We start from the raw sequence: 22,761 nt of genomic DNA on the forward strand, positions 1-22,761 counted from the left end.
ACAGTCACCCTTTGTCACAAAGCTTATATCAACGACTTACCAGCGGGAGCAAGACACAATGGCCTGTACACGGCGTATCCGGTGCGGCAGTCACGAGGCCCGGAGTGTAATACTGGCCTTTGTTGGCGGCAACGGTGATCTTGCCCGCCTTGTCAACAATCTGAACGAGATAACGTGAGTTGGTGTCACCAGTGAACGAGCCAACCCATTTTTGCGCGCGTGGATCGTAGGTGAGATCCATTGATTGCAGTTGGCGTGCGGTCTGGTTGATGTCTTGAATATACGACAGCACGACTCGCTCGATCCCGGCAACCTCAACGGTCCCGACTTTGATCTCGACCTGAGTGCTGCCAACACGGGTAATGCCGTCAATGACAGTCGTTTCGCGTGAAAACTGTTCGTCCGAGAGACTGTAGTAGATTTCGGCGTTGACGTCGTTGAGCAAACGCAAGGCTCCCAGATCTGCATCATACTGGCCAAGCTGCGTCACCAAGCTCGACGTCTGGTTATGGCGCTGGATCGAGACCGGGAGAAGCGGGAAGAGTCCGCGGGCCTGGGCAAGTTCGCCAGGTTCATTATCGGGTTGATATTCGTTAAAGGGGGCGGCAATGAGCGGATCGAACGGCTCGGCTTCCTGATAGCTTGCCTGGAGCAACAGCACCCCACGAGCCTCCAGGTTGGGGGCGGTCACATTGCCAAAGTGCAACGGCTGCACCGGCAACCCCGGCACCGTCTGCACCGAACCATTCAAGGCATAATAGCCGCCATCATCGGTCTCGGAGAGCGCAAGATTCTCGGCATTGCGAAAGTCAATCGCCACCGAGCCGGTCAAGACGGACCCATTGCTCATCAGGGCAGCGCCGCCACCCGGCAAGATCGGCGTAAAGCCGACCCCCGGGAATTCATTCCCCGGGCCAGAGAGCACCGCCCCGGTCTCGATTTCATACATCGGCAACCCATAAAAGACCAGTTGCTGCATCACCTTTTCGTCATAACTAGAAAAAGACTGGCCCTGCTGAAAATAGAGGCTTTTCGCCGTCGCCAGCGCCTGGCCCATGCTCGCCCGCGTGCCTTTGAGCAATTCTTGCGTATAGAGCCGAACCATGCGTTCCGAGAGCCCAATGGCACTGCGCATCCCCCAGCCATAGCCGGTATTGCCAATATAACTGGCCCCGCGACCGGCAAAGGCCTGCGGCAGATCAAGCGGGTTCGTTTCATTGCCAGGCGGAAGATTGAGCCCGGCATGGCAGGCCGGTGAATAGATCAGGCCCCCGCGCAGATCGGCGGTACCCTCGGCGATATCGCTGGCGCGCAGCGAATTGCCCACTGGCACCCCATGGGCATAGTGCGTTCCGTGACCATTGAAGATTTGGATATTAAACGGCGAAGTTGGACGCGTTTGGAGTGCCCTGAGTGCATCGCCTGTCCAGGTATCACCAATGAGGGTACAATCAATGCGGGGAAGGCCCAGATCGGCCCGCCAGTCGTCGCAATCGGCCGACGCAAGATCCTGCACAAAGTCGTAGCCGGTGATCAAGACATTGCTCACCGTGGTGCGCTGGCGTTCAAGGAAGGCATCAAGCTGAACGATGATCTCGGTGGGCGTTTCGATCAGGCGACCCGTCGCAAGATCGGGGAGAAAGAGCTCGCGCCCATTGGCCTCGGCTGGCTCGCGATCCGAGAAATAGTCATCAGTGAAATAGTGGTTGTCTTTGATCGCAACCCCAGCAGGATGGTTCGTACTGACATGCGCATAGGTTCGTTCGGGCGAACGCGGGGTCGTATCGAAGATCCGACGCATTGGGAGCGCCCGATCATCGCCGACCAGCACCAGATATTCAAGCCCGCTCCGCTGTTGCTGATAGGTGAGGACAACCGTGCGAATCGCGGCTGTTACCTGATTGGCCTTTTCGACATTGCCAAGATCACCAACCCAGGCGGTGTAGGCAGCCCGTACCTGAGCATTATTGTCAAGCAAGACGATCTCGCCGCGCACCTGCGGATGCTGTGCCAATGTTTCGAGGCGCGCCAAAACCGCAGCAGCCTCGGCGACACTATAGATCTGACCAAAGCGCGTCTGATTGAAGAGAATCAACGTCCGTACCTCGGTCTGCCCTGGAGGCGGGGTGGTACCCTGGGTTGGGCCAGGGGAGGGCGTCGGTGGCGGTGTCGCCGTCCCTTCGCGGACACGCAACGAATATTCGGTGCCGATGCCCTGGTAGCTCGGATTATACTGGCGTACCCGCACAAAATAGTTGCCGGCACGAGCCTCGGCCAGGCTCACCTGCGAACTGGTACCGGGGGTAAAATCGTCATTGAGCGCGAGCAAGACCTGGTTGGCATCGTACAACTCAACGACCGTATCGGCTTCGGCACCGAGGGCAATCGCATCCACCAGGTAATTTTTGCCCGCTTCGGCGACAAAGGCGATCCAGTCTTCGTCACCTGCCGGACAGAAGTTGCGGTTTGTTGCAGCACTTCCAACGACAACGACTCGCGCACTATTACGGCTATTATCATCCTCAAAGGCATCGGGCTGACAGATGCGTTGCGTCACCTTGAGATCATAACTGGTAAGCTCACCCGCGACAGTTGGCGAGAAATCCTTGATCTGCAACAGATAGGTGCCATTGACCGGCGGTTCAAAGCTCAGGCGCGAGGCTTTGCCAGTGCCCCCATCATCATCACAGGCGATCTGCTCACCGGTACTGGTATGCAGACACATCACCGTATCAGCCGCTTCACCCAGATTCAGTGTCTCGATGGTATAGGTCGTTCCGGCATTGGCCGTAAAACTAACCCAATCCACATCGGCTTCAGGGCAGAAATTGCGCGTCTGGGTGGTTCCATCAGCCGCAATTGAACCTGCCTGTTCAAGTGTATCGTCATCTTCAAAGCTATCCGGCGTACACCCCGAGACACTCAGACGCTCGGCGCGCAGGGTGTATTCGGTGCCACTGCCAGCAACCTCAGGCTCAACCTGGGCCGCTTTGAGATAGACATGGCCGGCCTCCGCCGCGATAAACTCGATCGTGGCTCCACTCGCGGCACTTGTTGCCGCATCAAGCGTACGATAGAGTTCAAGGGTCACGTTCGCTCGTGGCCCGACGCTGGTCGCAACCACGCGATAACTGGCCCCGGCCTCGACCGCCAGACGTACCCAGTCGTGATCGGCAGGCTTGCAAAAGCTGTGGGTTTGCACGGTCTCAAGCGGCAAATCGCCAGCGGTAGCGGCACTATTATTTGGCTCGAAATAACTCGGGCAAGCACTATCGTTTGTTACCTGAAGCGTGTAGGGATGATCAGGCCCAGTCTTGTTATTAAGAACCCGTAGAAAGATCGGGCCATCGGCAGGGGCAGTGAATTCGGTAATGACTTTGTTACTAAAACTCGGTGCCCCTGTACAGGTACTATAGAGTTCAATAATTGGATCAGCATCAACCCCGGTTGGACTCGCTTCGACCGCATAGGTGACACCGCCGACCGCATTGAACGTCACCCAATCAACATCACGTTCGCGCCCCGGATTTGGAAAGAAATTGCGACTCTGCGGCGTTCCATCCGTTGGAATGGGTTTCGCCTGAACACACGTATCATCATCTTCAAAGGCATCAACCCCGGTAGCAACCTGAGGAAAGAGATTATTTTCTTCGTCTAACTCGGCAATGAAATTTTCCCACGGCGGATCAACCCAGGCATAGACCGTCGGCGGCGTGCGCGTAAATTGCTGGTCAAACCGGGTAAAGCTAAACGTCCCCCCGGGGGGCAACATCAGCGCATAGCCGGCAAACGTCGTATACTCAGTCTGCTCATTTGGCGGTTCATCAGTCGGTTCAACATAGAGATAGATATTGAACCGGCCCGACGTTGCGGCGGTTCCCTGATTTTTTACGACGATTTCGATATCGGCCGTGCCACCCACCCCAGGGTCAAGCGGGGTCAGATTAATTGCCGTAATCACCAGATCTGGCAACGTCGTATTCGCCACCCCACGCGATGCAGCGATGGGCGTCCCGATGGTGGTAGGAGCAACCGGCACTCGTGTCCGCGAGACAGCCGCGAGCGCCAGGGCAGCCTGATCAGCCTCGCCACGACTCGGCGCAGCGCCGAGTGATGTACCCAGACTTGCCAACAGACAAACCAGGGCCACCATCGTCATCCCAAGCGCATACGAGGCAATCCGTGTCATGATCTTTTTTCTCCTGCGCTAGGCTGGCGGGGTTTCTTGGTGCTTTGCTGGTCGAGAACCCCAGCGTCGCTGGGGTTCTCGACCAGCAAAGCGAAAATCCCTGGGGGCCTACGGCCCCCTTGCATCACGGATTATTATAGACCCCGGCAAACCAGACATCGGCACTCGTCCAGCCGTTATTGTTGCCATACCAGCCATTGTTGACATAGAAGCTACGCTGATAGCTCGTATTGCAGATAAAGAGGAAGCATGATCGCTTGCTGCGCTGAGCGTAGCCATAGGCAACCGGATAGTGTTGCAACCAGCCGGTACCAACCACCGCCGGGGCGCCCCGATTGATGATCTGATCGCGGGCAAGGTTGCGGTTCCTGTCACATGCTCCAAACCAGCAGAGTCCCGTCGGATCGTAGCGGGTATTCATTCGCCATGCGGCGCTTGCCCGTGGCTGAACATACCTGGATGCATCAATCATCCGCCACGGCCAGGTCGCCCCACTGCCGGCAATGCAGAAGGTGCCAATATGCCCACGGATCTCACTCGTCATGTTGCGTACGCCGGTATCCTGGCTCTTTGGCGCAACGACGTCGCTGCCGAGGCCACCGTTTTCGCGGTAGAGCCCCCAGTGATTCCGCCAGCGCGGGTGATTCTCGGCTGCACGCCGGTCAACCCAGGCAAAGAGGATTGACCAGGCCGTCGCGCCACAGCCGCTGGCACAACCGCCCGTGGTAAACTGGCCGTAGCGAATGCCGCCAGTATTGCCGTCGGCCCACCAGTACTGCCACGGCCCCCACGAGTTGAGCGTTGCCCCGGTCTGGCTCACCGCAACCCCGGCGGTGCCAACACCACCTCGTGTGACGACCGGCAAATAGACGGCATTGCTTCCCGTCAGACCAAGCGCCTGACTATTCGCAATAGCATATTTGACCGTCTCGGTGACACCGCTTCCATAGGTGATTTCAACATTGATCGGCAACAGCGTTGCGGGATCTTCGGGTTCATCAAGCACCACCAGCCGGACACCACGCAACTGCGTCTCCTCGGTCAATTCTTCCTGCTGGAGATACTGCGCGGTGGTACCGTCGCCCGTCACATTGATCGCAGTAATCGGCTGATTCGGCAAGCCAAAGACCGCACGCTCATCCCCGCGGATCAGCGTTTCGCCGTTGGTGCGCAGATTCTGATCCAGTGTCCAGGTCTCTTCGGCCCGTTGCGTCTGCGCAGCAAGCAATGGTGCGTAGGCTGTCTCATACTCCTTCTTCAAGGCTTCCCACGAAGGCCACTCTTCCTGTTCGCTGAGTGGCAATTCTTCGGGGCCTTCACGCTCCACATTGCCCTCTGAGTCGACGCCTTCGGTCACCAGTTCAGCTTCTTCCTGCGGCAGATCGCTCAGACCCGGAATGCGTTGCGGCAGATCCCCAAGGTTCACGACATCATCCACCACTGCGCTGATCCCTACCGGCGTGAATGCTTCATACTCCGAGGCATACGAGAGCGCATCGAGCTTGTAAAACTCGGTCAATCTTGCCCCGAGCGGCGCAATTTCGGCCAGTTCCTGGGTCGGCGACATGCCCGAGACATCCCAGTGCGACACAGGATAGTCATGCTCGCCGGCGGCAAGCTGAATAAACCCGGCTGGCTCATAGCCGTTTGGCCCTGGCTTTTCAACGCTAAATTCGTAATAGGCCGGGGTCTGGAGATCGGGGCGATAAATGATGCGCACATCGCGGCTCAGGCGAGCCTCGACCCATTCAGGGGCAAGGTCGCTGCCGCGCAACTCTTCGAGGAACTCAATGGCCCGGCGTTGCACTGCCTCGGGCACTTCCTGACTCTGGGCGAGGTTGGGGCGATGCGGGGCGGCGGGGGCCAGACTGACGGCAAAGCTTGCCTCGCTCTCCACGGCACGCCCGTTGCGCTCGGCCAGCAAAAAGAGCGGCCCATCACGCAGCGCTGTAAACTCAAGCGTGCCATCGGTCAGCGCAAACGTGGCACCGCCACGGCTACAATGGTCATAGAGATTCAGTTGCAGCGCGGCAGCCTCACTCACCTCGAGCCGATACCGCTGATCCTGTTCGACCATCAACCGAACCCAGGCTGCCCCTGAGGACGTCTGGGCGAAAGACTGCGCCAACTCGGTACCCGCTTCGAGTACGGGAACCTGGGCACAATTGGCGAGACTCGCCTGACGTGACGCTGCAGCCAAGAGCGAGGGCAAGGCCAACGCGCCCCCAAGCAGCACCACAACCAGCCATAACCCGATCATACGACCCGACCTGCGACCAGAGAACCGACGGGGTTGCTCCCTTCCCATGTTGACCAATTCCTTTGCGCTGTACTCATCAGGGCCTCGAAACAGGCGTTTGGGGCAACTGCGTCAAGTGGGCACCTGGGCAAAAGGAAAGTGGCAGAAGGCGCTACAGTTGCACCTCAACCTGGGAGGCTCGATGAGCATACGAGTGGCGAAGACACGAACAAGGAGCGAGATTGACGCATTGTTTTGTTGGGATTGACCCCATCATAGCGTATCAACGCTGAGTTTGTGGAGGGAACAAACAGGGAAGTTTGGCGGATCATTGGGGGAGCAAAACCGGAAGATCGAGTGCAACAAACTGGCAGCCGTGGCCGCGGAGAATCTGGATGCATCCCTGGTCTTCGCCCAGCGCCTCGCGCAGACTCCGCAACGCGGTACGCAGACTCTCAAGGCTCGCTGCGTCGTGACGCCCCCAGAGCGCCTCGGTCAATTCTTCACGTGAGACGATGCGCTGGCGATGCTCGACCAGATAGCTCAAGAGTTGAAACTGTTGCGGTGGCAAGGGCAACGGCTCACCGCGCAACAGGGTGGTTTTGAGTGACGGCACAAGCGTCACCGGGGGCACCTGGATCAAGCCGGGTACCTCTTGTTCAGCGACAAAACGGCGAAAGGCCGCTGAGAGCAACGTTGGTTGTCCATCGGCTCCTTGCGTTACGAGACCACAGGCTTCGAGGCGGCGCACAGCAGCCGGATGCGTCGGGGCGAGCAACGCAAAGAGCGCCAACATCTGTTTACTCTCAAGGTTCAACCGATGCCACATGGCGCTCCATTGTGCGGTGGCTTCGCTCAGAAACGCATGCTCAAGTGTCGGCGCATCATAGGGGCGCTGCAACTCACCGGTCTTCAGCAACTCGATCGCGTGGTAACCGGCGATCTGGAGAAAGAGAGGATGGCAACCGGCGAGTTCCAGCAAGGCATCAAGCAAGAGTTGATCAAGCGTAAAACCACTCTGCGCCGACAACTCTTGCAACAGGAGACGACTCGCTTCCATTGAGAGTACCCCAAGACGAATAACGGCAAAATCATTGAGAAACGCGACGTTCCACGCCTCAAGATGCGCATTGTCGAGTTCAAGCAAGGAGCACGACGAAGCAAGCACATAGACAACCCGATGCGTCGTGGACAATGCCCGCAGACTCGTGTAGAAGGTCTGATCAAGCTGCGTATTCGCAAGCAAACTCTCAACCTCATCGAGCAAAAAAATGAACGTATAGCCATTGGTGCTAGCGCATTCAATGGCTGCTTCAAACTGGGCAAACGCTACGCCTTCGCTGCCATCCGCACGACACCCCGACGAAGCAGCCTCCGATCCTTCGCCGATTGCGGCAAGTAGCCGCCCATAGATCATCTCAGGGTTCGCCTGAACGAGACTCTGGCAGTCGAGGTAGACACAACGGAGCCGGCTGACCTCACGCCCGATCTGGGCATGCAACGCTGGATCGCCAAGTTGAAGCAGTAGCGAGGTCTTGCCAATGCGCCGCGGGCCAATCAGCGCCACACTCTGCCCAGAGGCAAGAAACGCGAGGGCACGCTCGAGCAGCGGCTGGCGCCCATAGAGATAGCGCCGATCACGAATCGGGCCACGGTAAAAGAAATGATTTTGCATCACCTACCCCGCTACAGCACGATATCACGCGCAAGTAACTCTTCTTCTGTCTCACGTCGCTGGATCAACCGAGCCGAGCCGCCTGCGAGCAAAAGCACAGCGGGGCGTGGCACAAGATTGTAGGTACTCGCCATGCTCAACGTATACGCACCTGCGGTAGCAACAGCTAACACGTCGCCAGATGCGCCGGATGGCAGGGCTATGTCACGCAACAGAATATCACCAGATTCACAGTACCGGCCTGCGACCGCCACCACCGTATCCGCAGGCTCGGCGGCACGATTGGCGAGCAGCGCACTATACCGCGCCCCATAGAGCGCCGGGCGCAGATTGTCGGCCATACCGCCGTCAACGTGCAGGTAGAGCAGTCGTCCATCGGGCGCATATTTGCGTCCGATGACTCGATAGAGCGCAACGCCCGCCCGCGCAATAATGGAGCGTCCCGGCTCGATCGTCAGCCTGGGCAAAGGAAAGTTCGCCCGCGTACACGCATCAGTCAGGGTCGCGGCAAGCATCGTCGCGTAGCCACAAATATCAGTCGGCGGTTGCTCGGTTGTATACGGAACCCCCAGGCCACCACCGGGGCTCAACTCGGTCACAGTATACCCATACTGATCACGCACATACACCGCCGCTTCGAGCAGCACCTGCACGGTCGCCTGCAACTGATCGAGCCGAAAGAGTTGCGAGCCAATATGGGCATGCAGGCCCAGCAAGTGGAGTCCGGGGGCCGCCAGAAGCTGCGTCACAGCTGCATCAAGTGCGGCAAGGGGCAGGCCAAACTTCGCATCACTGCTACCGGTCGCAATATGGGCATGCGTCTGTGCGGCAATATCCGGGGCGAGGCGCAACAAAACACCCTGCGGCTGCGGGCGGTGCGCTGTCAGTGCGCACAGGTGGGCAAGCTCATCGAGATTATCCACCACGATCGCGCCAACGTTCCATGCCAGCGCCCGCTCGAGTTCGAGCGCACTTTTGGCATTGCCATGCAGATGCACATGCTCCATCGGCACCCCGGCTCGCTGGGCCACGCGCAACTCAGCCGCCGACACCACATCCAGCCCAAGGCCCTCCTCGGCAACAATCTGGGCCAGTGCGGTATTGAGCAACGCCTTGCTTGCATAGTGGACGCGATGTTGCGCCGGGTAGGCTGCGGCAAACGCCGCCCGATAGGTGCGCATTGCGCCGCGCAGCGTCACCTCATCAAAGACATAGAGCGGTGTCCCATGCTGCTCGGCCAGCGCAACCAGATCGCATCCCCCCACAGCAAGATGTCCATCACGCACCGCAACCGTTTCGGGCCACACATCCATCAGTGTTGCTCCTCAACATGCCCATTTGACCGTCCACCTGCGCGCCGTGCGGGGAGCCAGTAAACTGGCTCCCCGCACGGTGCGCAACAGCATCACCCCTCGAGGAGCAACGCCTCGGGATCTTCCATCAACTCTTTGAGCCGCACCAGGAAGCGCACCGCCGTACTCCCATCAATCAGGCGATGGTCATAACTGAGCGCCAGGTACATCATCGGGCGGATCACAATCTGACCATCACGGACAATCGGGCGCTCTTCGATCTTGTGGAGACCGAGGATGCCAACTTGCGGCGCATTGAGAATAGGCGTGGACATCAGTGATCCATAGACGCCGCCATTCGTAATCGTAAAGGTTCCGCCCATTAATTCAGCCAGGCTAAGCGTACCGTTGCGGGCTTTGCCTGCGAGCACGCCAATCTCCTGCTCGATCTGCGCAAAGCTCTTGCGGTCAGCATCGCGCACCACCGGCACGACCAGGCCCTCTTCAACGCCAACCGCCATCCCGATATCGTAATAGTGCTTGAGCACCACCTCTTCGCCCTGGATTTCGGCATTGACCGTCGGGAAGGCTTTGAGTGCGCCAACCGCAGCTTTGGTAAAGAACGACATAAACCCGAGGTTGACCCCGTGACGCTCTTTGAAGCTGTCTTTATGGCGCTTGCGCAAATCCATCACGCTGCGCATATCAACCTCATTAAAGGTCGTGAGCATGGCCGCAGTCTGCTGAGCCTCGACCAGGCGACGGGCGATCGTCTGGCGGCGGCGCGTCAGGCGCTGACGTTCCTCACGGCGACCATCGCCCCCCGCAGCTACCACTGGTGCGGGCGTTGGTGCATACTCGATCGGTGTCGGGGCCGGGGCAGAAATTGGATAAACAGGTGCTGCCTGTGCCGCTCGTGGGGGGGCAACTGGTTGCGGACGCGCAGGTGCCGCAGGTACCGCAACGGTGCTGGTCACAGGAGCCTCCACGCTCCGCAGCACATCCTCCTTTGTAATGCGCCCATCAGGGCCAGTACCACTGAGGGTGCGCAGGTCAATGCCATGCTGCGCAGCCACTTTCTGGGCGGTTGGAGTAGCCACGACGCCACCGGGCATACTCACCGCTTGCTCTTGCGTGGCGTGTGCGCCATTCTCGCTATGAGTCGCGGTGGCGGCAGTCGACGAGGCCACAACCGTCGCCGCCGAACCGGGGATAATCGTTGTCAGGACATCGCCAATGCCGACCGTCGCCCCCTCTTGCACTAACAGCGCACCTATCACCCCGGCATGGTCAGCAGCAACCTCAAGATTGACCTTATCGGTCTCGAGTTCAACCACCGGCTCACCGGAGGCCACTGCCTCACCCGTTTGTTTTAACCAGCGGGCTACAATCGCCTCAACAATCGACTCACCAAGCGCTGGAACTTTGATCTCATATGCCATATGCTTGCTCCGCAAAGTCACTCACAAAACACCCCACCGGTGAACAGTTTAGAGGCTGTCTGAAAAGGCGACGGTTTGCTTCGGAGTGCCGGCTTTAGCCGGCTAAAGCCGGCACTCCAACGGTACACCATGTGGTGGCGAACGATGCTGAAACTCTTTTCAGACAGCCTCTTAGCTTGAAAACAACTTAGCTTACGGTACTAACCGCAACCCCGGCGACGGCTTCGCGCAAGATGCGCTGCTGCTCGCGAGCATGCAGACTATGCATACCCTCGGCGGTTGAAGCCGACTCACCCCTCCCGACATAACGGAACGTCAGGCCAGGGGCGAGGATCGCTTGCAGCCGGGGTCCAATATACGACCACGCCCCCATATTTTGTGGCTCTTCCTGCATCCAGATCACCTCGTGCAGATTGGGATAGCGCTCAAGCGTCGCCCGCAGGTCGTGCTCGGGGAACGGATAGAGCATCTCGACGCGCACGAGATCAACGCTGCCCCCGGCTCGTTCGAGTTCACCCGAAGCCAGCAGATCAATCGCGACCTTGCCACTACAGAGAATGAGCCTGGTCACATCTTCGGGAGGCGGCGCATCGGCCCCCAGGTCAAGCACCGGTTTGAAGGGGCCAGCAGTTAGATCACTGAGTGACGAATTCGAGCGCGGATTGCGCAACAGGCTCTTGGGCGTCATCACAATCAGCGGGCGCGGATGCAGCGCCAGCGCCGACGCCTGGTAGCGCAACAAGTGGAAATACTGCGCTGCCGTGGTCGGATTCGCGACCCGGATATTATCCGTGGCGGCGAGTTGCAAAAAGCGTTCGAGGCGCGCCGACGAATGTTCGGGACCCTGACCCTCGTAGCCATGCGGCAACAAGAGCACCAGGGCGGGATCAACGGCCCACTTCGAGCGCCCCGCGACAATGAACTGATCAATGATCACCTGCGCCCCATTGGCAAAATCGCCAAACTGCGCCTCCCAGAGCACCATCGTGCCGGGAGCGTGGGTGCTATAGCCATATTCAAACGCAAGGACAGCCGCCTCTGAGAGCGGACTATTGTAGAGAGCGAACGCAGCGCGGGCCTGGGGCATATGGTGCAACGGAACAAACCGTTCGCCCGTCAGCGAGTCGTGCAACACCAGATGGCGCTGGCTAAAAGTACCGCGCTCGCTATCCTGTCCAGTCATACGAATCGGCGTACCGTCAGCCAGAATCGCCGCAAGCGCGAGTGCCTCGGCATGCGCCCACTCAATTCCAGCGTGGTCATGGATCGTCTGACGCCGCCGCTGCAACATTCGTTCAAGTTTCGGATGCGCAATAAACTCTTCGGGGCGATCAAGCAACGCCTCATTCAACTCAAGCAACTTCTGCGCCGAGATCGGCTTGGCAAAAATCGTTTCACGCAAGGGGTTGGCGAGTGGGGCTGGCGGCAATTGCTCGGTCGGTGGCAGGCTGGCCGCGAGGCGCTGACGCTCACGCACCGTGTCAAACGCCTGCTGAAGCCGCTGCATCACGGTCTCAACCCGCGCCTGGGCTTCTTCGTGGGTAATCACACCGCGACGTTCTAACTCACGTGCCCAAATCTCACGTACCGTCGGGTGATTGCGGATCTTCTCATACATCCGAGGCTGGGTAAATTCCGGCTCATCGCCCTCGTTGTGCCCCCACCGCCGATAGCCAACCAGGTCGATCAAGATATCCTTCTGGAACTTATCGCGGTACGCCCAGGCCATACGAGCGACCGAAATGCACGCCTCGGGATTATCGGCATTGACATGCACGACTGGCATCTCGAAACCACGGGCAAGATCAGAGGCATAGAGCGTTGAGCGTGATTCTTGATAGTCAGTAGTAAAACCGATCTGATTATTTAAAATAATATGGATCGTTCCGCCAACGTGATAGCCTTCCAACCGCGACATATTGAGGGTCTCGGCGACGATCCCCTGCCCGGGGAAGGCCGCATCGCCGTGGATCAGGATGGCGAGTGACTCCTTCTCGTCCTCCTCGGGATAGCCAGGGCGCGTACGTTTCTCTTGGGCAGCGCGGGCACGCCCAACAATCACCGGATTCACATACTCCAGGTGGCTCGGATTGGGCGCAAGGGTAATCGGCATCTCAGAGACACCACTCTCACGATAGGCTTTCCGTGCGCCAAGGTGATATTTGACATCACCCGTCCAGCCCAGATACGTATCTTTCGTATAATCTGGCGTATGAAATTCACTCAGAATTGACGAGTATGGTTTCCCAAGAATATGGGCAAGCACATTGATCCGCCCACGGTGGGCCATGCCGATCACAACCTCACGGGTACCACCAGCAGCGGCATTGCGAATAATCGCATCAATCACGGGCACCAGCATATCGGTACCCTCGATCGAAAACCGCTTTTGCCCGGGAAAGGTCTTATGCAAAAAGCGCTCGAAGGTCTCGACCTCAGTCAGGCGGTCGAGCAACTCACGCTGGCGATCGGTATCGAGATCAAAGGCAAAGCGGCCACTCTCAGCCGCCTCGCGGATCCAGTTCCGTTCTTCCCAGTTCTGGATCTGATCGGTCTCATAGCCAATCGCCCCCGAATAGATCTGGCGCAACCGCTCGACCCCTTCGGCGGCATTGCGAACATGGGTCGCCACAGGCCCACGGATAATATGGGCGGGCAGCATCGCGAGGTCAGCCTGGGTCACCCCATGCGAGATCAATTCCAACCCAGGATCACCGGGCGGGTCGCTCCCCAGCGGATCGATCCGGGCTGCCACGTGGCCCAACTCACGTAAATAGCGGATCAGGCGAGCCGCACCAACAATGCGCGTCACATCAAGCCCGGCCCCATGCTCGCTATCGCGCACCTCAACCCCAGGAGGCGTCCACGCCGCAAAAAAGTCGCGGGTTGCCGCATCAACCGAGTCAGGATCGGCCTGATAGCGTTCGTACAACTCCATCAAGTAGCCCGCATTGGGGCCATGAAACTGCAGCCATTCGCTCATACGCTTCTCTGTTTCTCACGTTCCACCGCTGTTCCAATCACCTGGCGTTGCTGGATGATGATCATTGGCGCGTTTCGGTGGATCTTTCTTGCACAATTCTTGCTGGCTCGTATTGTACCATGAGCCTATAGTGAATGGGTGGAGACGAGGGGCTACGCCCCTCGTCTCCACCCATTCATTATGGATCTAACGCAGCGCCCATCTCTCACCGGAGCGTAAGCGGTAGATAGACCGCATGCGCTGCATTCGGTATACCTTGTGCCGGTACGCGGAGCATGGGCAGGAAGATCGCATGCTCGGCACCTTTTGAATCAAGGTTGCCCGGCACTTCATTGGCGAGCAGTGGCCCAACCGACAACTCGTAGAGGCCAGTGGTTGCGGCGGCATTGCGATGCTTGACCGCAATATAGACCGTTGTCCCGGAACTGTTTGGCAGGCTAACACTGATCATGTCGCCCGTGGCACCGGTGAGCGAGCGGTCGATTGACCAGGTCTCGTCGGTGTCAAAGGCAGTTATGACCGGATCCATGCCCAGGGCCAGTTGCCCGATGCGCAGGATCAGCGCGTCGCTGTAATCAGCCGGTACGTCAACCTTGAAGATGTCAACGTCGCCAACCCGATCAATGCGCCCATCAAACGGGGTGTTATCGGGCGACATCTGCGTCGCCGCGAACATATCATCCGCGTGGTCGTCAGGTTGCCATCCCGTCACAAAGACCTTCGTGGTAGCGTACCGCTGGAAGTTGCCTTCGACCGGGTAGGTCTGAGCTTCACGGACGGTGCCATCGGGTGCCGTGGATGGGGCAACCGCCTCTTCGGTAAAGACGGCCTGCCCGTTGTCGTTATCGAAGAAGGCCGCAATGGAATAGACGCCGTTGCCCCGGTAATCAATGAGCGCACTGTAGTGCCCATCATTCGCCAGGAAGTCGGGGGCCACGCCATCATCGGTAAAGACTACCGGCACGGTCGTGCCATCAGGCAGCGTGATTTCGCCACGGATACCACCACCAGTGATCGGGAAGTCTTGGGCAACCATCGCATCGATCAAGAGCGCCTCGGGCGCGGCGATGGTATTGCCCGTCAGCGAACGAACATGGGCAAAGAACGTGCCTTCATCGGCTTGCGGTGTCCCGTCAGCCCAGAAGGCGACACGACTGCGGGCACTCGTTGTGGTCACCCGCAGTGTCCAGGTCCCAAGGGCAGGATTGGTGATACGCGTGCTGGCCAGCGTAAACTGACCACCAAAGCCATCATCAACACCAGAGGCCGTAAAGATGGCTCCACTCGCAGTGCCATCAGGTCGCGTGAGTGTGATCGTTGCGTCAGCGGGCAGGCCACTAAAGATTACATCAAGATCAAGGGTGCCAAGGCTCGCATCAACATAGAAGCTTGCTTCATACGGCGTGGCATTCGTCATCTCACCCGAGCCGGTGGCGATGCCAACGTCAACGACTGGCGACAAACGATGGGTCGCTTCACGCAGACCAATGCGCAACTCGGTTGCATCGGCTACGCTTACGTAGTCGCCACCGGTTGCCGTCGCCAGCTGGAAGAGTTCTGCGGCAAGTTGTGGATCGCGCCCCAGATCAAAGGCCTCCAGCGTAACGGCGGCGTCTTGATACGCGCCAACCTGCGCAAAAGGATGGCTTGCGCCCGTATACATCCCGGCGCTAAAGAGATAGACCGCACGCACCGCGTTGTCGGGAATGCCAGCGGCACCCTCAGCCCCCAGCGCGGTTTCCAGCGCTTCGCCGGTCACCACGGCAGCGCTGCTACTCAACACCAAGCCATCAAGCGTTGCCTTGAGCGCGGTACGGCTCGCCTCGCTGTCGAGCAACACCGGCTGCTGCACAACCGTCACCGTATCGGCATAGGTAATCAGGCCGATCATCGTCGTGTCAGACGCCTGATCAACCAGATTCTTCAGATTCGCCTTGATCGACGCCAGTTGCGCCTCGCTCATCTGCGTCGAGGTGTCCACCACAAACTGTAGTGCCATTTCAGCATTGGCTTGCTGCAAGCGCGGGCTCCCTGACTGGCCAACCCAGACGAACTGCAACGCGTTGCGTGCATTGGCCTGGGCAGCGGCATTCGTCAGATCGATCCGTGGGGGCTGCCCTGACGCAGGCGCAACCGCCGCCAGTTCAGGATGGAAGAGGCGCACCGGTGACGTCATCCGCGCATCATTGCGTGGATCCTGGTGCAAGGGGCGGGCCAGGGTTTGCCAGGCACTGGACGCATAGACCCGGTGCTGCGCCGTATTGCCGGTATTGTTGAGTGCCGTCGAGAAGTTGAGCCAGTTGAAATTGCCGTCCACGGCATTCCACTGACTATTCATCACCGAGTTGTCCACCGGGGTATCAGTCAAGCGCGGAAAACCAATCCAGGCTGTCGACGGGCTAGTGCCCCGATATTCATCGTAGACCGAGTAGAAGTAGTGGCCCATTTCATGACCAAGGACATAGCCACCTTGACGAAATTCACGATCGTTGTTCATGAAATTGATCGTCAAATTGGTCGTCTGGAACGTATCACAGTGCTGAATGCGCAACCCTGGCGTGCCATAGCCGGCAAGATGCGCATTGGGCCAGCAACTCGCCACCCAGACAATATCAGCCTGATTCGCAAAGCTACCGCCCGTATAGATCGTCACCCGACGAAGCTTATTGGCCCCGTTGGACATCTCGTAGATGCTATCGGCAAAGTAGCGCAGGTTCTGCTCGATCGCCTGCCGACGCGCCTGGGCTGTCGTACTATTGGCATAGTACGAGACTGTTATGTCAATCATGCGCACATTGCGATTGCCGCTGGTGAGCGAAGCTATATTGCTATAGGCTGAGAAGCCGACCGCGTTACGTGACCGCACACGATAGCGATAGAGCGTCTCTGACGTGACGGTCTTATCAACAAAGCTCGTGACGCCCTGCTCGAGCGTGGCGATCTTCTGGAAACTGCCACTGCTGCCGAGGGCCCGTTCCAGTTCAAAGGTCTGGCTCCCACGGCCATCCCAGGTCAGACTGACGTCACCTGACGTCAAGAGGGAACCACGCAAATTGGTCGGCACGACAGGTGGGCTCATCGCCAGCAACTGCACATCGTCAACCTGCCAGTACCAATCATCATTGGTATTCGAGTAGCGGAAGCGCACCAGTGCCGCGCTCTTGCTGGCGAGCTGTGAGGAGAGATCGAGCGTGACAGAACCCTGAAACGAACTGGTTTGCCGCCAGACGTTGACCCAGGTTGACCCACCATCGGTGCTGACATCAACCTCAGCGGTCGCCCGTTGATCAACCCGGAAAAAGGTCTTGAACTGCAACTCAACACTCGTTTGATCGCTGAGGTTGAGCAAGGGTGAGACAAGTGAGGCATCCATTTGACGGCTCTCGGCAAGCGCAAAATTGCCTGTCCCCCCGGTCTGATTCGTGCGTCCATTCGGATTATTGAGCAACCAGGTCGCCCCCGAGGAGGGCGTCATCGTCCAGCCACTGGGCAGCGTGGTTGCCGTAAAATCTTCATTGAGCGTCGTAGGGCGATCACACGAGGCGGTCGTCACGGTTACGGTCGCGCTCGGCTCTGACAGGCCGGCCAGATTGCGCGCAAGCAAGCGATAGCGATAAGGGATACCACAGAACAAGCCCTGCTGATCGGTAAAACTCTTCTGGTCAAGAACCTCGGTGATCGTCGCCCAGTTCGTACCATCAGGCGAGCGCTCGATGACATAGCGACGTACATTGGAAGCGGCATTCCAATTCAACTGGATCTCGCTACCCTTGAGCGTCGCCTGCAAGCCATCAGGAGGGGTGGGGCGATCAACCGGAACAATCGCAACATTATCAATGGCCCAATATTTATCCCAAGTGGCATTGTAGTAGCGGAAGCGCAACTTGACCTTGGTTTGATTGAGCGCACTAGCGGGCAGGGTGACCTTGACTTGCCCCTGAACACTCAAGGTCGTCCGCCAGATGTTCGTCCAGGTCTGCCCGCCATCAATGCTCAGATCGACATCGCCGGTCGACGCATCGTACGGACGAAAGTCGGTATTGAACTCGAGATAGGCCGCAGCAACGCCCTGGAGGCTAAACGTTGGCGTGCGCAACTGCGTATCCATCGTTTCGCCACGACCGGCATGGTCGCTATCGGCAAGCGCAAAATTACCCGTGCCACCAGTCAAATTCTGGCGTGCTCCGGGGTTATCAAAGCGCCATCCATGGCGATCATTGGGCAAGGGATAGGGTGAATCAATCGGATAGGGGTCATTAGAACTGGCATTGACGACGGTCCAGCCAGACGGAAGACTGGTACCATCAAACGTCTCAGGGGACGTGGGGAAGTCCTGCGCCGCCCTGACAAAGGGCGCAAAGCCAACAAGCAGAAGACCAGCAAGAAGCAACCCCAAAAAGATTAAGGAACGAGAGTAGCTTGGAGAGCGAGACGAGGCTTGCATGATATTCACCTTATTTGGGGCCGTGGTATCTGCCCAGAAACAGGTATCACTGACCTCACATTAGCGAGGAAGCTAAAGAAATGCATGTGAGTGTGTTACAACCAACTGGGTTTGAGCGCGTTTTACCTCCTTTCATCGCCTGATGATCCATCGTATCTTCATTATAGTTCGGCTGTCAATGATGAGCAATGCCGTTACGTGCGTGCGGAGGCCAGGGTAACTGGCCTCCGCACGCACGTAACCCAAACGCACCCTTACCGCAAGCTCAACGGCAGATAGACCCGGTAGAGCTCGGCTTCGAGCGGCGGTACATCGCCGACCAGCGCATCCGGCAGCGCGTTCACCGGTACGAGCGGGGCAACAGGCAGATCTTTCTCTTGTGCCAGCCCGCCACCCAACGCCTGCACCGACGCCGGAGCACCGCCCAGCGAGGTGCTCAGCCGGTATTCTGCCGCCGTGTAGCCATAGACCTCGACCTGGTATATCCCCGGTACCACCTGGCTAGCCGGGATGATCACCTGCTCGTCGGCACTGCCTGGCAGGTTGCTCACCCAGGCCGATTGCTGCGGATCAGATGACCAGACATAGAGATCCGCATCGCCCGAGAGCACATCCAGGTTGACCCGGAACTCCTGGCCTGCCCCGACCTCATAGCGGTAGATGCGCGTCTGGCGTCGCCTGATCTGGTCAGTTGCTGGTTCGTAGGTGATCAGACGACGTGCCTGGCCGATCGAGATGTTATTCGCGCCGTCCCGTGCCCGTACCTGCAGGTAGTGCATGCCAGGCAGCGGCACCAGGGTCCAGCGGTAGCTTTCGGGCGTCTGGTTGTAAGGCAACCACCCCGAACTCGCCATCGGCACCCAGCGCTGTGCGCCTTCGTTATAGACATACTCGATCACATGGACTGACCGCACCCCGCTGGCATTTGGAGATGGGTCAAGAGCGCTGATATCAACCGTAATGCCGCGGGTCACGACGGTTGTTGCGGCACCACCATTGATCGTAATCCCCGTTACCACTGGTGGCGTCTGATCACGCGCTGCCACAGCCACCAGCATCGTCCGGCTGATCACATTGTTGGTCGTCGTGCTCTCGGTGAGCGTGCCCTCGGGATCAATGATCGCATAGAGCGTCACGATCCCAGCGTTTGGCAGCGCGATGCTCAGCGGCGTGGTACTCTCGCTGCTCGCCGGTGGATCAAGGAAGGGCACCGTCGCGCGGCCCAGCACCGGGCCAGTCACCGAGTCACGGCGGAAGGTGACCGGCACATCAGTCAGGGTCGTCTTGCCCCCACTGCGTTGCACCACCAGACCCACCTCGAAGGGCTCATTGGCTCGTGGCAAGACCGGGTTGATCCACAACTGATCGCTGCTGCTGAAGAGATCGTCGAAGGTTGCATCAGTTGCATCAACCACGGTGAAAGCATTGGCAAGTTGCGCCTCGCCGCCACCGGGATTCGTCACGACCACGTCGTAGGTTGCCGGCGTAAGACCCGCCGGCACCACCGCGAGCAGCGTCGTGCCATCAATGCGCGTCGTCTCAAGATTGGTAGTGCCGAGGCGCACGCCAACGCCTGCCGCAAAGTTGCGCCCCTGCACCAGCATCTCGGTCTCAACATCATTCAGCGCCGACGGTGGCAAGACACCGGTCACTGCCGGGGCGGCGGCCAGCACGGTGAATGCGTTGGGCAAGGTTGCCGTACGCCCGTTCGAGTCCACCACCAGATCGTATCTACCGGGCGGCACCGTCGCCGGAACCGTTGCCGCAAAACTGGTCGCCCCCTGCGACGTCACGTCGGTCAGGGCAAACGTTCCTCCGCTGCCAACGAGGCGTGCGGATGGCGGGGGTGTCGTGGCAAACCCTGTGCCTTGCACCGTCACGCGGGTCGCTTGGCCGGCGGGGCCTTCGCGTGGCGTGATGGCATCAACCGTCATGCCCGCCGGAAGCGGCGCAACCGCATAGAGCTCAGCGGTAGCCAGGCCAACCCCATAGGTCTTGAAGCCGCCAGAAGCAAGTACCAAGCCATTGTTCAGCACCACCACCGCATGCGAACTTCGACCCTCACGCAGATCACCAGTACGACTCCAGGTACCTGTCGTCGCATTGTAGAGTTCACTCAGCACAATCGCGTCGCCCAAGTCCTGATCCCCACCGCCACTGATCAGCGCCTGACCATTTGACAAGAGCACCGCCATCGGACCAGTATTGGTATGAGGCTCTTGCATCGAGGCGGTCATGCTCCACTGACCACTGGCTGGATCATACAACTCAGCGCTCAACACGTTATTCGCATTCGGAAGATTCTGGCCGCCGGCGACCAGCACGTTGCTATTGGGCAGCACCACCGCCTGATGATGGTGGCGCGAGATATTCAAGCTGCCGGTGTCACTCCACTGACCAGTTGCGGGATCATAGATCTCCGCGCCAGTCGTCGTTGGATAGGTGCCCCCACTAAACTGCGAGCCACTAGCAACCAGCACCTTACCGTTGGGCAAGAGCACCGCCGGATAGCGCATCCGCGCTGTCTTCATACTCCCGGTTGTGCTCCACTGAGCTGTGACCGGGTCATAGAGTTCGGCACTGGCAAGATCGCCGCCTCCATAGCCACCGGCAACCAGCACCTTGCCATTGGGCAACAGCGTTGCCGTATGCATTGAACGTCCACGCTGCAAATTGCCGGTTCCACTCCACCTGCCCGTCGCCGGATCATAGATCTCAGCGCTGGACAGCCAGCCCGCCCCTTCGCCACCGGCAACCAGCACCTTGCCATTGGGCAGCAGGGTCGCCGTATGGGCAAAACGAGCCTGGCTCATATTGCCCGTCGGCGTCCAGGTTCCTGTTGCCGGATCATAGATCTCAGCGCTCTGCAGCCCTGTGCCCCATGCGCCGGAACTTCCCCCGGCAACGAGCACGCGACCATCAGCCAAGCGGGTAGCCGTATGCCAGGCCCGCCCAGTCTGCATGCTGCCTGTTGCCTGCCAGGTACCTGGCTCAACCGTTGGCATCGGTGTTGTTGTCGGAGTTGGCGGCACGCTCGTCGTCGTCGGGGTTGGCGGCACGGTGGTTGACGTTGGGGTTGCCGTCGGCGGCACGCTCGTGGAAGTCGCGGTTGGCGAGGCGGTCGTTGGCGTTGAGGTTGGCACCTCACCTGTTGAGCCCTCGACGCGCACATGGTCAATGACTGGCCCATATGCCGAGGTGAGACTCGTAAACTGGAGCCGGGTCGTCGGAGCGTTGGTCGTGACCATATACGTATGCATAACCCAGCCCATCTCGGCGAGTGATTTGCCGGTTGTATCAAAGGTTAGCGTGTCAAGGAGCGTCCCGCCCCAATAAACCTCCATCTGCTTGAGCCCGGCCCTATCAGGATTGCCCGACATGGCAAAACTGAGCAAGTAAGTTGTCCCGGGTTGGGTCGCGAGATCCTGGTGAACCGACCCGGTACGATCGCCAGCGAGTTCGAGTGACTGCTTACCATCGGCGGCCTGCCAATACAACCCCACCAGATCAACATCACCCGCCCCGATAAGCCATTGGCCCATCGTCGCCCCGGCGCTAAAGCGCTGCCAGCGCGCACCCACATCTGGCTCTTCAAAGCTGCCATTAGCTACAATTGAACTGCCTGGTACAGGGCTAGCCGTAGAGGTGGCCGTAGGCGTCGCGCTTGGATTCGGGGCAGCGGTGGTGGTGGCGGTTGCCGTTGGCGGTACACTCGTTGAAGTCGGCGTCGGCGGGACACTCGTTGAAGTCGGCGTCGCCGTCGGTGGCGCGCTGGTCGGCGTCATTGTCGGCGTTGGGGTCGGCCCACTCGTTGTCGTGGCACTGAAATTCTGACCACTCAGGTCATCCGTTACGCTGATCGCCCGGGTTGCCGGGGTAAAGCTGTAGCCAGCGCGGGCCGGGGTCAGCGTATACGTGCCCGCCGGCACCGCATTCAACAAGTAGAAACCGGAGGCATCGGTCGTCGCACTGCGGGTGCCGTCCGAGACGGTTACGCCCGCTAGCCCAATGCCGTCCAAGGTCACCCGCCCACCAACGGTATAGCGTCGTTCGACGCCAGCGGGCGGCGCACCGAGCCACGGGCTAAAGACAACCCGGTCACTCACGCGGCTTCCCTGACCAGCGTCATTGAGCGTGGGGTGGTACGGCCCCGAGGCCGCGCCCCACCAGTTGTTCGCCGCCTGGACGATCACCGTGGTACTGCTATTGTTAACCCCATAACTACTATTGTCAGCCAGCGAACTATTGGTAATCGTCACCACCGGCGAGCCACTGACGGCAACCCCCGTGCTGTTGCCGCTGATCAAGCTATTTTCGATCAGCAACTGGCCCCCGGTGGCCTGCGCCCCAGTGCTGCTATCGATGAGGGCGCTGTTGCGCACGGTGACGGTGCCGCCATCGTTATAGATCCCGCTACCGCTTGAGCGGATGATCGTACTCTGCTCGACCAGCAGATCACTGGTCTGCACATACAGACTGCGTCGGTTGCCCCAATAC

General features: G+C 59.1%; 8 protein-coding genes. All 8 read right to left on the reverse strand.

Annotated elements, in window-relative coordinates:
• Positions 1–28: 28 nt before the first annotated feature.
• Positions 29–4,189 (reverse strand): pre-peptidase C-terminal domain-containing protein, encoded by a 4,161-nt coding sequence (locus EYB53_RS02070; RefSeq protein ID WP_135476237.1) that lies wholly within the window; start codon positions 4,187–4,189, stop codon positions 29–31.
• A gap of 124 nt (positions 4,190–4,313) precedes the next feature.
• Positions 4,314–6,449 (reverse strand): hypothetical protein, encoded by a 2,136-nt coding sequence (locus EYB53_RS02075; protein ID WP_135476239.1) that lies wholly within the window; start codon positions 6,447–6,449, stop codon positions 4,314–4,316.
• A gap of 307 nt (positions 6,450–6,756) precedes the next feature.
• Positions 6,757–8,103 carry a winged helix-turn-helix domain-containing protein gene (locus EYB53_RS02080; protein ID WP_135476241.1) on the reverse strand — a complete coding sequence of 449 codons (1,347 nt, stop codon included), beginning with the start codon at positions 8,101–8,103 and terminating at the stop codon, positions 6,757–6,759.
• An 11-nt stretch (positions 8,104–8,114) separates the two neighbouring features.
• A complete protein-coding gene (gene lysA / locus EYB53_RS02085; protein WP_135476243.1) occupies positions 8,115–9,416 on the reverse strand; it encodes a diaminopimelate decarboxylase in 1,302 nt (433 codons plus the stop codon).
• A gap of 92 nt (positions 9,417–9,508) precedes the next feature.
• On the reverse strand, positions 9,509–10,837 hold the full coding sequence (gene odhB / locus EYB53_RS02090) for a 2-oxoglutarate dehydrogenase complex dihydrolipoyllysine-residue succinyltransferase (protein ID WP_135476245.1): 1,329 nt from the start codon (positions 10,835–10,837) through the stop codon (positions 9,509–9,511).
• 187 nt (positions 10,838–11,024) lie between these two features.
• Complete coding sequence (locus EYB53_RS02095) at positions 11,025–13,820, reverse strand: 2-oxoglutarate dehydrogenase E1 component (RefSeq protein WP_135476247.1); 2,796 nt, start codon at positions 13,818–13,820, stop codon at positions 11,025–11,027.
• A gap of 205 nt (positions 13,821–14,025) precedes the next feature.
• A complete protein-coding gene (locus EYB53_RS02100) occupies positions 14,026–18,264 on the reverse strand; it encodes a choice-of-anchor J domain-containing protein (protein ID WP_135476249.1) in 4,239 nt (1,412 codons plus the stop codon).
• Between the two features lie 254 nt (positions 18,265–18,518).
• Complete coding sequence (locus EYB53_RS02105) at positions 18,519–22,733, reverse strand: choice-of-anchor C family protein (protein ID WP_205712558.1); 4,215 nt, start codon at positions 22,731–22,733, stop codon at positions 18,519–18,521.
• Positions 22,734–22,761: the final 28 nt, after the last annotated feature.

The organism is Candidatus Chloroploca mongolica (genome assembly GCF_004762035.2).
Classification (GTDB): Bacteria; Chloroflexota; Chloroflexia; order Chloroflexales; family Chloroflexaceae; genus Chloroploca; species Chloroploca mongolica.

Bases quoted from the DNA above. Each gene is read 5' to 3' on its own strand.
- EYB53_RS02070 (WP_135476237.1), bottom strand. From the start codon at position 4,189: ATGACACGGATTGCCTCGTATGCGCTTGGGATGACGATGGTGGCCCTG.
- EYB53_RS02075 (WP_135476239.1), bottom strand. From the start codon at position 6,449: ATGATCGGGTTATGGCTGGTTGTGGTGCTGCTTGGGGGCGCGTTGGCC.
- EYB53_RS02080 (WP_135476241.1), bottom strand. From the start codon at position 8,103: ATGCAAAATCATTTCTTTTACCGTGGCCCGATTCGTGATCGGCGCTAT.
- lysA (WP_135476243.1), bottom strand. From the start codon at position 9,416: ATGGATGTGTGGCCCGAAACGGTTGCGGTGCGTGATGGACATCTTGCT.
- odhB (WP_135476245.1), bottom strand. From the start codon at position 10,837: ATGGCATATGAGATCAAAGTTCCAGCGCTTGGTGAGTCGATTGTTGAG.
- EYB53_RS02095 (WP_135476247.1), bottom strand. From the start codon at position 13,820: ATGAGCGAATGGCTGCAGTTTCATGGCCCCAATGCGGGCTACTTGATG.
- EYB53_RS02100 (WP_135476249.1), bottom strand. From the start codon at position 18,264: ATGCAAGCCTCGTCTCGCTCTCCAAGCTACTCTCGTTCCTTAATCTTT.